Below are 14,016 nucleotides of genomic sequence, written 5' to 3' on the forward strand. Positions count from 1 at the left end.
TCAGGCATGGTCGGCCGCCCATGACGGCGCTCAAGCGGTTTCAACGGCTGGAAAGCCCCGGGCTTTGGCGCGAACACGCCGAGGCGCAGCGGCGCAACGTGATCCTGTCTTTCGGCGATGCCTCTCTGGTCGTCTCCGACTCCGCCGAGCGCGTGTTGGCGCATTGGTCGCTGGCCGCGCTGGACCGGCTGAACCCGGGCGAGACGCCGGCCCTATATTCCCCCGGTGCCGACAGCGACGAAACGCTCGAGGTGGACGACGCCTTGATGATCGAGGCGCTGGAAACCGTGCGCCTGGCGGTGGCCCGCAGCCGCCCCCGACCCGGCCGGTTGCGCTTGGCCCTGTTCGCCGCCATCGCCGCGGGGATCGTCGCGCTGGGGGTGTTCTGGCTGCCGGGCGCGCTGGTCCGGCACACGGTCTCGGTCGTGCCCGCGCAGGTGCGGGCCGAGATCGGGCGCGACCTGCTGACCCGCGTGACCCGTGTCGCAGGCCAGCCCTGTACGCGGCCCGGCGGCACCCGCGCCCTTGACCGTCTGAGCGAACGGCTTTTGCCCGGCACCGGAACACGGGTGCTGGTGATGCCCTCGGGAATGCCACGTGCCGCGCATCTGCCGGGCCGCCTGATCCTGCTGAACCGCGCCCTGGTCGAGGATCACGAGGATGCCAGCGCCGTCGCGGGCTTCATCCTGGCCGAGGCCGCCCGCGCCGCGCAGACCGACCCGCTGGCGGTGCTGCTGGACGAGGCGGGGCTGCTGGCCACGCTGCACCTCTTGACCAGCGGCAGCCTGCCCGAGCGCGCGCTGGCCGACCATGCCCGCACCGTGCTGGCCGCGCCGCCCGCGCCCCTGCCGCAATCGGCATTGCTGACCCGTTTTGCCGCCGCGGGTGTGCCCTCGACCCCCTATGCCTATGCGCTGGATGTCTCGGGCGAGGCCGTGCTGGGCCTGATCGAGGCCGACCCCTTGCGCGGCAAGACTCCTGCGCCGCTGCTGTCCGATGGCGACTGGGTACAGCTTCAGGCGATCTGCGGCGGCTGACCGGCCCGGCGCCACGCAGAAAGAAAGACGCCCCATCCGGGGACGGGGCGTTTCAGTCTTGCTGCTCGATCGGGTTGCTTGCCTCGATATTTCTATTTGCGTGGAACAAGGTCGCGAAACCCCGCCCGCTGCAGCCGGGTCTCGGCCCGCGCCAGGTCCTCGGCATCGGCGAAGGGGCCGGCATAGATCACCTCGACCGGGCGCGCGCCCCGCCGCCCCTCGGCGCGGCTGGCCGGCAGGCCCAGCGCCCGGAGCCTGCGCACGGTCGGTTGCGCCGCTCCCGCATCGTGGAAAATGCCCACCCGCAGGAAACGCGGCGCGCGCGCGGCGACCTGGCGGCGCGGCACGGTATCGGTCCAGACCTGCGCCATCTGCGCATCACCTTGCGCCGTGCGCGGCCCGCGCAGCTCATTCAGCCGGCCATCGGTCCAGATCGCGCGATAGCCGCGCGGAATACGAATGGCCACGGGCTTCAGCGGGTCTTGGGGGGGCAGCGCGCGATGCACGCCCGTCCCGCCCCTGGCCGCAGCCGCCCGGCGCGCGGGGGTCGCGACCGCCCGCACCGGACGTGCCGACGGGGCAACCGCTGCGGCGGCCTTGACCGGCACGGCGCCTGTCGCCGGGGCGACCGTCGGCTGATAGCCGCACAGCGCGCTGCGGTCGCGCGACAGGCGCGGCACCCATGCCACCCGGCCATCGACGCCCGCCCGCATGAACACGCAACCGCGGCTATCGACATATTGGGATCCGCTGAATCCTTGCGGGGGCAGTTCGGCCGGGCCATCCGTGACCGCGTCCTGGGCGGCGGCCACACCCGCACCAAGTCCTGCCATCAGCAGACCGGCGCAGAGCCAAGCACGAACCTTCATGTCATCCCCCACAAGATGTGGGCGAATCATGCCTGATCACACACTACGAGTAAAGGCGGAATCCGGTTATCTTGTGCCGAACATGCGGTCCCCCGCATCCCCTAGCCCGGGCACAATATATCCATGGTCGTTCAGGCATTCGTCCACTGCCGCTGTGACGATCGGCACATCCGGGTGTGCCTCGCCCATCCGCTCGACCCCTTCGGGCGCGGCCAGCAGGCACATGAAACGGATGTTGTTCGCTCCGGACCGCTTCAGCAGGTCCACCGCCGCGGCCGAGGAATTGCCGGTCGCCAGCATCGGGTCCAGCACGATCACCAGCCGGTCTTCCAGGTCCTGCGGCACCTTGTAGTAATACTGCACCGGCTGCAGGGTTTCCTCGTCACGATACAGCCCGACATAGCCCACCCGCGCCGAGGGCACCAGTTCCAGGACCCCGTCCAACAGACCGTTGCCCGCCCGCAGGATCGACACCAGCGCCAGCTTCTTGCCGGCCAGCACCGGCGCGTCCATCTCGCACAAGGGCGTTTCGATCCGGCGCGTCGTCATCTCCAGTTCGCGGGTGATCTCGTAGGCGAGCAACTGGCTGATCTCGCGCAGCAGTTGGCGGAACACGGCGGTCGGCGTGTCCTTGTCGCGCATCAGGGTCAACTTGTGCTGCACCAGCGGGTGTTTGACGACGGTCAGGTGCTCATACATCGGCGGACTCCAGTTTCTTGACGATCTCGGCGCGGGTGTCGGCGTCGCAGAAGGCGGCGTCAAGGGCCACCCGGTTGATCTGCGCGAAATCGCCCTCGTCCCAGCCAAAGGTTTCGGCCAGCCGGTCGTATTCGCGGCGCATCGTGGTGTGAAAGAACGGCGGATCGTCGGTCGAGACGGTCACCTTGACACCCGCGCGGCGCAACCGGTCGATCGGGTGCGAAGGCCAGTCGGGATAGACCCCCAGCGCGATGTTCGAACCCGGGCAGACCTCCAGCACAATGCCGGTTTCGGCCAGGTGATCGACCAGCGCCGGGTCCTCGACCGCGCGGACCCCGTGGCCGATGCGGTCGACCCGCAGCGCCTCCAGCGTATCGCGCACCGCCCCCGGCCCGCCCCATTCGCCGGCATGCGCCGTCAGGCCCAGCCCCGCCTCGCGCGCCATGTCAAAGGCCCAGGCGAAATCGCGCGGGTGGCCCGCGCCCTCGTCGCCCGCGATGCCGAAGCCCACGATGAACCGCCCCGCGGTTTCCGCCGCGCACAGCGCCGTCTCGCGGGCCTTGTCGGGGCCGAAATGGCGGATACAGGTGACAATGCCGCGCAAGGTGATGCCATGCACCGCCTGGGCGTGGTGGGCGGCCTCTTCGATGGCGTGCAGGTATTCGCGCCAGGCCAACAGGTCGCGCCCCCCGCAGAAATCCGGCGAGAGGAAGGTTTCCAGGTAGACCACGCCTTCGGCCGCCGCCTCCTCCAGGATCACGGCGGTCAGGCGCGCATAGTCGTCGGGGCTTTGCAGGACAGAGGTCGCGGCCTCGTAGATGTCGAGAAACTGCACGAAATCCCGGTAGGCATAGCCGCCATCGGGGCCAAAAATGCCGGAAATGTCCAAGTGCCGCGCCTTGGCCATGTCGCGGATCAGCGCCGGGGGCGCGGCCCCTTCCAGGTGGTGATGCAGTTCGATCTTGGGAATGTTGGAAAGGGTCACAGGAAACTCCGTCCGGGACCGTGGGCGGGCACACCCAGGTGGGCCGCGACGCTGGCGGCGATATCGGCAAAGGCGCACAGGCCGACCGCGCGGGGGCCGAGGCCCGCGCCCAGCACCGGCACCCGTTCGCGGGTGTGGTCGGTGCCGGACCATGTCGGATCGTTGCCGTGATCGGCGGTGATCAGCACCAGGTCGCCCGGGCGCATGCGGGCAAACACGGCGGGCAGTTGCGCATCGAACCATTCCAGCGCACGCGCATAGCCCGCCACGTCGCGACGGTGGCCGTAAAGGCTATCGAACTCGACGAAATTGGCGAAGGTCAGGCTGCCGTCGGGGGCCTCGTCCATCAGGTCCAGCCAATGGCCCATCAACTCGGCATCGGTGCCCTTGCGCACCTCGTCGATGCCGCGCATGGAAAAGATGTCGCCGATCTTGCCGATGGCCTGCACCCGGCGCCCGGCCCCCCGCACCCAGTCGCACAGCGTCGGCGCGGGCGGCGCGATGGCGTAGTCATGGCGGTTCTTGGTGCGGGTAAACCCGGTTTCCGGCGTGCCGGTAAAGGGCCGCGCGATGACCCGGCCCACCTTCATCGCGTGCAGCGTGGGCGCGATGCCCTCGCACAGCCGCAGCAACCGGTCGAGGCCGAACGCCTGTTCGTGGGCGGCGATCTGGAACACGCTGTCGGCCGAGGTGTACAGGATCGGCCAGCCCGTCGCCATGTGCTCGGCGCCCAGGCGCGCCACGATCTCGGTGCCCGAGGCATGGCAATTGCCCAGCGTGCCCTCGACCCCGGCCAGCCGCCGCACCTCGGCCAGCAGGGTTTCGGGAAAGGCCGGCACCGCGCGCGGGAAATAGGCCCAGTCCCACGGTACCGGCACGCCCGCCAATTCCCAGTGCCCGGACGGCGTGTCCTTGCCCGGCGAGGTCTCGGTCGCCGCGCCCCACAGGCCCTGCGGCGCGGCGCGCAGGCCGGGCGGGCGTACACCGCTGGCCAGTTCGACCGCAGCCCCCAGCCCCAGATTGTCGAGATTGTGCAATTTCAACGGGCCGGATCGCCCGGTTTCGGCCTGTCCTGCCGCACAGGCCTGTGCGATATGTGCAAGCGTGTTCGCGCCGGTATCGGGCCGGCCATCATTGAAGAACCGGTCCGCATCCGGCGCCCCGCCGCACCCCACCGAGTCGATCACCACCAGGAAGGCGCGGGTCACCGCAGGATCCTCCGCCGGATCAGGGGCGGGATATCGGGGACGCTGTCGCCCAGCCGGAAAGCCGCCAGCACCGCCTGCGCGGCGGCCTCGGCATCCTCTTCGCTGGCGGCATGGACCAGCGCCAAGGGCTGACCCGCGCCGATATCCTCGCCCAGCGCGGCGATCTCGGACAGCCCGACCGAGGGGTTGATGCGGTCGACCTCGCGCCGCCGCCCGCCGCCCAGGCCCACCACCGCGTGGCCCAGCGCCTCGCCGTCGATCGCCTGCACGATCCCGCCCTCGTTGTCGACCACCTCCTGGATCACGGGGGCGGCGGGCAGGCGGTCGGGCCAGCGTTCGATGAAATCGGCGGGCCCGCCCAGTTCGCACACCATCTCGCCGAATCTCAGCGCCGCCTCGCCCGATTCCAGCGCCTGCTCGATCCGCCCCGCCCCGTCGGCGGCGTCATCGGCCAGCCCGCCCAACGCCAGAACCTCGCCGCCCAGCGCGCAGGTGATGTCCCACAGCGCGGGCGTGACCCCGGTCCCGGTCAGCGTCTCCATCACCTCGATCACCTCCAGCGCGTTTCCGGCGGCGCCGACCAGCGGTTGCGACATGTCGGTGATCAGCGCGGTCGTCATGCAGCCCGCCCCCTGCGCCGTCTGCACCAATGCGCGGGCCAGGTCCTCGGCCTCGTCCATGTCCTTCATGAAGGCGCCCGAGCCGACCTTGACGTCGAGCACCAGCGCCTCGAGCCCCGCGGCCAGCTTCTTGGACAGGATCGAGGCGGTGATCAGGTCGATGCTTTCGACCGTGCCGGACACGTCGCGCACCGCGTAAAGCCGCCGGTCGGCGGGCGCGATATCGGCCGAGGCCCCGACGATGGCACAGCCGATCTGGGCGGTGATCGCCTTCAACTCGGAAATGCCGACCTGGGTGCGGTAACCGGGGATCGCCTCCAGCTTGTCCAGCGTGCCGCCGGTATGGCCCAGCCCCCGGCCCGAGATCATCGGCACATAGGCCCCGCAGGCGGCCAGCGCGGGCCCCAGGATCAGCGAGACGCAATCGCCGATCCCGCCGGTGGAATGCTTGTCCAGCACCGGGCCGGGCAGGTCCCAGGTCAGCACCTTGCCGCTGTCGCGCATCGCCCGCGTCAGCCCGACCCGTTCGGGCGTGGTGAACCCGTTCAGCAGCACCGCCATCGCGAAGGCGCCCGCCTGGGCATCGCTCACCGCGCCCGAGGCGAGGCCCGCAACGAACCAGTCCAACTGCGCGTCGGTCAGCGGCTCGCCATCGCGGACCTGCGCGATGATCCGGCGCGCGTCCATCACGGCCGGTCCCCCATATGGGCGGCCGAGAATGCACCGGGCAGCAATTCGGCCACGGTCATGGTCAGCGCCTCGCCCGACAGCGTGGCCATGGTCACCGGCACGTCGGGGCGCGCGAACTCGGCCAGTTTCTGCCGGCAACCGCCGCAGGGCGTCACCGGGGCCGGGCCATCGGCGATGACCGCCACCTCGACGATCTCGCGGCAGCCCGCGGCCACCATCGCGGCGATTGCGCCCGCTTCGGCGCAGGTGCCCTCGGGCGAGGCGATGTTCTCGACGTTGCAGCCGACATGGATCGCCCCGTCCGCCCCCCGGATCGCCGCGCCCACCTTGAAGCGCGAATAGGGGGCATGGGCGTTCTCGCGCACCGCGCGGGCGGCGGACAAAAGCGTCATGGAGGTCTCCGTTTTGTGGTCAATCTGCGGCGCGCCCGCCGGGGATGCAAGAGCGGGCGCGACGCTCGGCCCCACCTTATTAGCGCTAACAGCGACAGGTCGCCCGGGTTTCTATCTTGCGCGGCGCGGCCCGCCTGCGTAACAGAATTGCCGAAACCAAGAGAAGGGACGACCATCATGGGCTACGCCGCGCTGTACGAGAGCTGGAAATCGGATCCCGAAAGCTTCTGGATGAAGGCCGCCGAGGCGATCGATTGGGACAAGAAGCCCTCGAAGGCGCTGTTCGACGAAAACGCCCCGGAATACGAATGGTTCTCGGATGGCATGGTCAACACCTGCTGGAACGCCGTCGACCGCCATGTCGAAAACGGCCGGGGCGACCAGACCGCGATCATCTATGACAGCCCGGTCACCGGCACCCGCAAGTCGATTTCCTATGTCATGCTGCGCAACCGCGTCGCCCAACTGGCCGGCGCGCTGCGCGCCAAGGGCGTGGAAAAGGGCGACCGGGTCATCATCTACATGCCGATGATCCCCGAGGCGCTTGAGGCGATGCTGGCCTGCGCGCGGCTGGGCGCGATCCACTCGGTGGTGTTCGGCGGGTTCGCGGCGCACGAGCTGGCGGTGCGGATCGACGACGCCAAGCCGAAATGCATCATCGCCGCAAGCTGCGGGATCGAACCGGGCCGCATCGTGCATTACAAGCCCCTGCTCGACGGCGCGCTGGAACAATCGTCCCACCAGCCCGATTTCTGCGTGATCTTCCAGCGCGAACAAGAGGTCGCGAAACTCGAAGAAGGGCGCGACTACAACTGGCACGGCTTCCAGTATGGCGTGGAACCGGCCGAATGCGTGCCGGTCGAGGGCAACCACCCAGCCTACATCCTGTATACCTCGGGCACGACCGGCCAGCCCAAGGGCGTGGTGCGGCCCACCGGCGGCCACCTGGTCGCGCTGAACTGGACGATGAAGAACATCTACAACGTCGATCCGGGCGACGTGTTCTGGGCGGCCTCGGACGTGGGCTGGGTCGTGGGCCACAGCTATATCTGCTATGCGCCGCTGATCCACGGCAACACCACCGTGGTGTTCGAGGGCAAGCCGATCGGCACGCCGGATGCGGGCGTGTTCTGGCGGGTGATCTCGGAACACAAGGTGAAAAGCTTCTTCACCGCGCCGACCGCCTTCCGCGCGATCAAGCGGGCGGACCCGAACGGCGAATTCGTGAACAAGTACGACCTGACCGGGCTCAAGGCGCTGTTCCTTGCGGGTGAACGGGCCGACCCCGATACAATCAAGTGGGCGCAGCGAATGCTGGGCGTGCCGGTGATCGACCACTGGTGGCAGACCGAGACCGGCTGGGCCATCGCGGGCAACCCGCTGGGCGTCGAGAAACTGCCCGTCAAGATCGGCAGCCCGTCTGTGGCGATGCCGGGCTACGACGTGCATATCCTGGACGAAGGCGGCCACGAGGTCGGCCCGAACACGCTGGGTGCCATCGCGATCAAGCTGCCGCTGCCGCCGGGCACGCTGCCCACGCTGTGGAACGCGCCCGACCGGTTCCGCAAATCCTATCTGGACCACTTCCCCGGCTATTACGAAACCGGCGACGCGGGCTACAAGGACGAGGACGGCTATCTCTACATCATGGCGCGCACCGATGACGTCATCAACGTCGCGGGCCACCGCCTGTCCACCGGCGCCATGGAGGAGGTCCTGGCCGGCCACCCGGATGTCGCCGAATGCGCGGTGATCGGGGTCGCGGACGAGCTGAAGGGCCAACTGCCGCTGGGCCTGTTGTGCCTGACCGACGGGGTCGACCGCGACCATGGCGAGATCGTCAAGGAATGCGTCAAGCTGGTGCGCGACCAGATCGGCCCGGTCGCGGCGTTCAAGCTGGCCTGCGTGGTGGACCGTCTGCCCAAGACCCGCTCGGGCAAGATCCTGCGCGCCACCATGGTCAAGATCGCCGATGGCGAAGAGTTCAAGATGCCCGCGACGATCGACGATCCCGCGATTCTGGACGAGATCACCATCGCGCTCAAGGCGCTGGGCTATCCCCAGGCGGCGTAACGGGCGGCGGTTTGGACCAACCTGACTTTTATACAGGTTGGTCCAAAGCCCCGCGAGGGGTACAACCGTGCCGATGCAACCTTTGCGAGTGCCGCCATGGCCGTCCTGTCGGACCCCGTTTCAGCGCCCGCGGTGACCGGATCGGCGCCGCGCGGGGGGACCGGGTCCGACACCCGCGTTGAAACGGCGGCGCGATCCCCGCATGACCGCGCCGCCATGTTGGGCCATGACATGCGCGCCGCAATCGCGGATGTGCTCGGCGGGCTTGCCCTTGCCGATCTTTCCCGGCTCGACCCGGAATCGCGGCTGCAACTGCAACGTGTCCAAAGCGCGGCCGAACAGTTGGCCCGCCTGACCGACGAGACGCTCGCCCTTGTCACCGGCGATGACCTGCCGCGCGCCAACACCCCGGTGCAGACCAGCCTTGGCCCGTTTCTCGACCGGATCGCCGCGCGCTGGCGTGCCCATGCCGAAGAGCGTGGCCTTGGCTTTGCGCTGGATTGCGACGAGGATCTGCCCGGCGAGATCGGCACCGACCCCGCCGCGCTGGAACGCATCCTGTCCAACATGATCGGCAACGCGGTGAAATACAGCCCCGCGGGCACGGTGCGCCTGCGCGTGCATCGCGGCGCGCAAGAGGCGCTGTGCCTGCGGGTGCGCGACACCGGGCCGGGCTTTTCCGACGCGGCGATGGCGCGGCTGTTCGACTATGCCGGCCGCCCCGAGGACAGCAGCCAGCCGGGCACCGGGCTCGGGTTGCATATCGTGCGCGACCTGGCCCAGCGCATCCGCGGCCAGTTGCAGGTGGCCAACGCCCGGGGCGGCGGCGCCGAGGTGTCGCTGATCCTGCCGCGCGCCGCCTGGGCGCCGGGCGTCGAGGCCCCGGCCGCGCTGAGCGCCCTGCCCGACCTGTCCGGGTGCACGGTGCTGGTGGCCGAGGACAACCCCACCAACCAGCTTCTGGTGCGCCAGATGCTGGAAACCCTCGGCGCCCGGGTCGCCCTGGTCGAGGACGGCGAGGCCGCGGCCGACGCGCTGGCGGCCCAACGGTTCGACCTGGTGCTGGTCGATATCGAAATGCCCCGCCTGTCGGGCATCGACGTGGTCCGCCGCCTGCGCGCCGCCGAAGGCGACGGCCCCGCGACGCCGGTGCTGGCCGTGACCGCCTTCGTGCTGTCGGCCAACCGCGACCAGATCTATGCCGCGGGGGCCGACGGCATCCTGGCGAAACCGATCATGAGCCTGGATGCCTTCGGCGAGGCGATCGCCCGCGTGCTCAGCAAACGCCCCGCCCCCTGCGACCCGACAACCGATAGCGCCGCGCCCTTCGACCCGGTGCACCTGGACCGTCTGCTGGCCCTGGCCGGCCCCGAAGACGGCCGCGAATTGCTGACCCGCATGCGCGAGGATTTCGGGGCCGTGCGCGACGGTCTTGCCGAGGGCCGCGCGCGGGGCGACAGCGCCCTGTTGCGCGCGCGGACCCATGTGCTGATCCCGCTGGCCGGTGCCGTGGGCAACACCGCGCTGCAGGCCGAGGCCGAGGCGCTGAATGCCGCGGCCCGCAGCGGCGACCGCGCCGTGATCGGCCGGCTGTTGCCCTGCGTGCTGGAACGGGTGGACGTGCTGGGCGCCGCCCTTGGGCGCGAGTTCCGCGCGCGCTATTGCGAGGAACCGGCCCGATGACCGTCCCCGCCCCCCTGTTGCTGATCGAGGACACGCCCTCGCTGCAGATGATGTATGAATCCGTCCTGCGCGGCGCCGGGCACGCCGTGGTTTCGGCCGGGACCGCCGAAGAGGGGCTGGAGCGGTTTCGAACCCTCAAGCCCGCGGTGGTGCTGCTCGACCTGATGCTGCCCGACCGGCCCGGCCAGGCGGTGCTGCAGGACATCCTGGAACTGGCCCCCGAAACCCGCGTGATCGTGGTGACCGCCAACGGGTCGATCAACCGCGCGGTCGATGCGATGCGGGCGGGGGCCTATGAATTCCTGCTCAAGCCCTTCAATGAACAGAGATTCCTGCACGCGATCGAAACCGCGCTGGCCGAACGTGCGGCCGCCGTCGCCCAGCGCGCGCCCAGCGCGCCGACGGGCGAAAGGCCGGTTTCGGATTTCGTCGGAACCTCGCCGCAGATGCGCGCGGTCTACGACCGCATCGCCTCGGTGGCCCGCTCGATGGCCACCGTGTTCATCACCGGCGAAAGCGGCACCGGCAAGGAGATCTGCGCCCAGGCCGTGCATGCCGCCTCGGCGCGCGCGGCCGGCCCCTTCGTGCCGCTGAACTGCGCCGCGATCCCGCGCGATTTGCTGGAATCCGAGGTATTCGGCCATCTCAAGGGCGCCTTCACCGGCGCGCTGGCCGACAAGCCGGGCGCGGCGGCGGTGGCCGATGGCGGGACGCTGTTCCTCGACGAGATCTGCGAGATGGACGGGGCGTTGCAGACCAAGCTGTTGCGATTCCTCCAGACCTCGACGATCCAGCCGATCGGGGCCGCGCATCCGCGCAAGGTCAATGTCCGCATCGTCTGCGCCACCAACCGCGATCCGCTGGAAGAGGTGCGCCGCGGCCGGTTCCGCGAAGACCTGTATTACCGCCTGCACGTGGTGCCGATCCACCTGCCGCCCCTGCGCGAGCGCGGCGAGGACGTGATCGAGATCGCCGAGGCCGCGCTGAAGCGACTGGCCGCCGAGGAGGGGCGCGTCTTTACCGGGCTGTCGGGCGAGGTCGCGGACCTGTTCCGCCGCCTGCCCTGGCCGGGCAACGTGCGCCAGTTGCTGAACGTGCTGCGCCACGCGGTGGTCCTGAACGACGGCCCCCTGGTGATGCTGGACATGCTGCCACTGGCGTTGCAACAGGAACGTGGGCGGCTAGGCGAGGCCCCGTCCCAGGGCCCGACCCCGGACGGCCCGGCCCCGGCGCCCCTGACCGCCGAGGACCTGGTCGGGCGCACGCTGGCCGAGATCGAACAGATCGTGATCGAGGCCACGATCGCGCGCGAGGGCGGATCGCTGCCGCGCGCGGCGCGGGTTCTGGACGTGTCCCCCTCCACCCTCTACCGCAAGCGCGAGGCCTGGGCGCGCAAGGACAAGGCGGTATAGCGCAAGGGGCTTGCGCCCACCGCTCAAAGGAACTGTTCGCGGATCAGCCGTTCTTCCAGACCGTGGCCCGGGTCGAACAGGATGCGGTGCGCGATCGCCGGTTCCGACGCGATCTCGACCGCCGTCACGATGCCCGCCCCCCGGCTGTCGCCCTCGGCCATCACCGGGCGCTTCTGGGCCTCCAGCACCTCGATCCGCACCCGCGCCGATTTCGGCAACAGCGCCCCCCGCCAGCGCCGCGGCCGGAACGGCGCCACCGCCGTCAGCGCCAGCACGTCCGACCCGATGGGCAGGATCGGCCCATGCGCGGAATAGTTGTAGGCCGTCGATCCCGCGGGCGTCGCCACCAGCGCGCCGTCGCAAACCAGTTCCTCCAGCCGCAGCTTGCCATCGACGATGATCCTCAGCTTGGCGGCCTGGGGGCCGGCGCGCAACAGGCTGACCTCGTTGATCGCCAGCGCCTCGGCCACGCTGCCATCGGGCCGCGTGGCGGTCATCCGCAGCGGGTTGATGATCTCCTGCTCGGCCTCTTCCAGCCGCCGGGTCAGGCCGGTCTCGCGGTACTCGTTCATCAGGAAACCGATGGTGCCGCAATTCATCCCGTAAACGGGCGCATCGCAGGCCTGGGTCGCATGCAGGGTCTGCAACATGAACCCGTCGCCGCCCAGCGCCACGATCACGTCCGCGGTTTCGGGCGTGGCCTGCCCATAGCGCGCGACCAGCTTGTCCAGCGCGCCCTCGGCACGCGCCGTCTCGCTGGCCAGGAAGGCGATCTTGCGTGCAGGCGCCATCCGGACCGCCCCCTTTTCTTGCAGATTCGGGCCAGTGTTCGCCCGCCCCGCCCCGAAACACAAGCCCGACGAAAGGACCATTCCGGCACACGCTTTGAGACTTCCGCCGGCGCGCTACTTCCGCTAGAACCGCGGCCACGCCGCGAACGCCGCCATGAGGGAGACGCCAGGATGAACGCACCGCACCAGGACAATGGCTTTTTCACCGAGACGCTCGCCAGCCGAGACCCTGAAATCGCCAAGGCCATCGGCCTGGAACTTGGCCGCCAGCGCGATGAAATCGAACTGATCGCCTCGGAAAACATCGTCAGCCATGCCGTGCTTCAGGCGCAGGGTTCGGTGATGACGAACAAATACGCCGAAGGCTACCCGGGCCGGCGCTATTACGGCGGCTGCCAGTTCGTCGATATCGCGGAAAACCTGGCGATCGAACGCGCGTGCAAACTGTTCGACGTGGCGTTCGCCAACGTCCAGCCGAACTCGGGCAGCCAGGCCAACCAGGGCGTGTTCACCGCCCTGCTGAAACCCGGCGACACGATCCTGGGCATGAGCCTGGACGCCGGCGGCCACCTGACCCACGGCGCCGCCCCCAACCAGTCGGGCAAGTGGTTCAACGCGGTGCAATACGGCGTGCGGCAGGACGACCTGCTGCCCGATTACGACCAGATCGAGGCGCTGGCCAAGGAACACCAACCCAAGATGATCATCGCCGGCGGCTCGGCCATCCCGCGCGTGCTCGACTTCGCCCGCTTCCGCCAGATCGCCGACATGGTGGGGGCCTACCTGCTGGTGGACATGGCCCATTTCGCGGGGCTGGTGGCGGCGGGCCTCTACCCCTCGCCCTTCCCGCATGCCCATGTGGCGACCACCACCACGCACAAGACCCTGCGGGGGCCCCGCGGCGGCATGATCCTGACCAATGACGAGGCGCTGGCCAAGAAATTCAACTCGGCCATCTTCCCCGGCATCCAGGGCGGCCCGCTGATGCACGTGATCGCGGGCAAGGCCGTCGCCTTCGGCGAGGCGCTGCAGCCGGGCTTCAAGACGTATCAGGAACAGGTCATCAAGAACGCCAAGGCGATGGGCGCCGCCCTGATGGAAGGTGGGCTCGACCTGGTCACCGGCGGCACCGACAGCCACGTCCTCTTGGTCGACCTGCGGCCCAAGGGGGTCAAGGGCAACGCCACCGAAAAGGCGCTGGGGCGTGCCCATATCACCTGCAACAAGAACGGCATCCCCTTCGACACGGAAAAACCCACGATCACCAGCGGCATCCGGCTGGGCTCGCCCGCCGGCACCACCCGCGGCTTCGGCGAGGGCGAATTCGCCCAGATCGGCCGCTGGATCACCGAGGTGGTCGATGGCCTCGCCGCCAACGGCGAAGAGGGCAACGCGGCGGTCGAGGAAAAGGTCAAGGCCGAAGTGGCCGAACTCTGCGCCCGCTTCCCGATCTATCCCGGCCTGTAATCCCGGGCCCGGAACGCTGGATCGAAGGGGGCTCCGGCCCCCTTCTTCTTGGTCCAAATACCCAAAAACGGGGCCATCGGTCCCGCCAGC

At 69.4% G+C, this 14,016-nt stretch carries 12 protein-coding genes; 5 read left to right on the top strand and 7 right to left on the bottom strand.

The annotated features are described in order from the left end of the window. Window positions 1-20: 20 nt before the first annotated feature. Window positions 21-1,037, top strand: coding sequence for a hypothetical protein (locus tag EV662_RS09175; protein ID WP_132461870.1), 1,017 nt, complete (start codon window positions 21-23; stop codon window positions 1,035-1,037). A gap of 92 nt (window positions 1,038-1,129) precedes the next feature. Here the strand turns inward: EV662_RS09175 and EV662_RS09180 are convergent, their stop codons facing one another. From EV662_RS09180 to EV662_RS09205, 6 genes are all read right to left on the bottom strand, one after another. Then, a complete protein-coding gene (locus tag EV662_RS09180; RefSeq protein ID WP_132461871.1) occupies window positions 1,130-1,906 on the bottom strand; it encodes an SPOR domain-containing protein in 777 nt (258 codons plus the stop codon). A 66-nt stretch (window positions 1,907-1,972) separates the two neighbouring features. Further along, window positions 1,973-2,605 carry a uracil phosphoribosyltransferase gene (upp, locus tag EV662_RS09185; RefSeq protein ID WP_132461872.1) on the bottom strand — a complete coding sequence of 211 codons (633 nt, stop codon included), beginning with the start codon at window positions 2,603-2,605 and terminating at the stop codon, window positions 1,973-1,975. Beyond that, window positions 2,598-3,590: an adenosine deaminase gene (locus EV662_RS09190; RefSeq protein ID WP_132461873.1), complete on the bottom strand. Its 993-nt coding sequence runs from the start codon at window positions 3,588-3,590 to the stop codon at window positions 2,598-2,600. The genes upp and EV662_RS09190 overlap by 8 nt, the downstream gene beginning before the upstream one ends. After that, complete coding sequence (locus tag EV662_RS09195) at window positions 3,587-4,798, bottom strand: phosphopentomutase (protein WP_132461874.1); 1,212 nt, start codon at window positions 4,796-4,798, stop codon at window positions 3,587-3,589. Before EV662_RS09195 ends, EV662_RS09190 begins: the two co-directional genes overlap by 4 nt. Beyond that, window positions 4,795-6,105, bottom strand: a complete 1,311-nt coding sequence (locus EV662_RS09200) for a thymidine phosphorylase (protein ID WP_132461875.1) — start codon at window positions 6,103-6,105, stop codon at window positions 4,795-4,797. The genes EV662_RS09195 and EV662_RS09200 overlap by 4 nt, the downstream gene beginning before the upstream one ends. Further along, window positions 6,105-6,500: a cytidine deaminase gene (locus EV662_RS09205; RefSeq protein ID WP_132461876.1), complete on the bottom strand. Its 396-nt coding sequence runs from the start codon at window positions 6,498-6,500 to the stop codon at window positions 6,105-6,107. Before EV662_RS09205 ends, EV662_RS09200 begins: the two co-directional genes overlap by 1 nt. 177 nt (window positions 6,501-6,677) lie before the next feature. On the opposite strand from EV662_RS09205, the gene prpE reads away from it, so the two are divergent. The 3 genes from prpE (at window position 6,678) to EV662_RS09220 (ending at window position 11,668) form a co-directional block, all read left to right on the top strand. Further along, complete coding sequence (gene prpE, locus EV662_RS09210; protein ID WP_132461877.1) at window positions 6,678-8,573, top strand: propionate-CoA ligase PrpE; 1,896 nt, start codon at window positions 6,678-6,680, stop codon at window positions 8,571-8,573. A gap of 216 nt (window positions 8,574-8,789) precedes the next feature. Next, window positions 8,790-10,256, top strand: coding sequence for a response regulator (locus EV662_RS09215; RefSeq protein ID WP_165915568.1), 1,467 nt, complete (start codon window positions 8,790-8,792; stop codon window positions 10,254-10,256). Next, a complete protein-coding gene (locus tag EV662_RS09220) occupies window positions 10,253-11,668 on the top strand; it encodes a sigma-54-dependent transcriptional regulator (RefSeq protein WP_132461879.1) in 1,416 nt (471 codons plus the stop codon). The genes EV662_RS09215 and EV662_RS09220 overlap by 4 nt, the downstream gene beginning before the upstream one ends. 23 nt (window positions 11,669-11,691) lie before the next feature. On the opposite strand, the gene EV662_RS09225 is transcribed toward EV662_RS09220, so the two are convergent. After that, window positions 11,692-12,459, bottom strand: a complete 768-nt coding sequence (locus EV662_RS09225; protein WP_132461880.1) for an NAD kinase — start codon at window positions 12,457-12,459, stop codon at window positions 11,692-11,694. 171 nt (window positions 12,460-12,630) lie between these two features. On the opposite strand from EV662_RS09225, the gene glyA reads away from it, so the two are divergent. Further along, complete coding sequence (gene glyA, locus EV662_RS09230; RefSeq protein WP_132461881.1) at window positions 12,631-13,926, top strand: serine hydroxymethyltransferase; 1,296 nt, start codon at window positions 12,631-12,633, stop codon at window positions 13,924-13,926. Window positions 13,927-14,016: the final 90 nt, after the last annotated feature.

This window comes from Rhodovulum marinum (assembly GCF_004343075.1).
Classification (GTDB): Bacteria; Pseudomonadota; Alphaproteobacteria; order Rhodobacterales; family Rhodobacteraceae; genus Rhodovulum; species Rhodovulum marinum.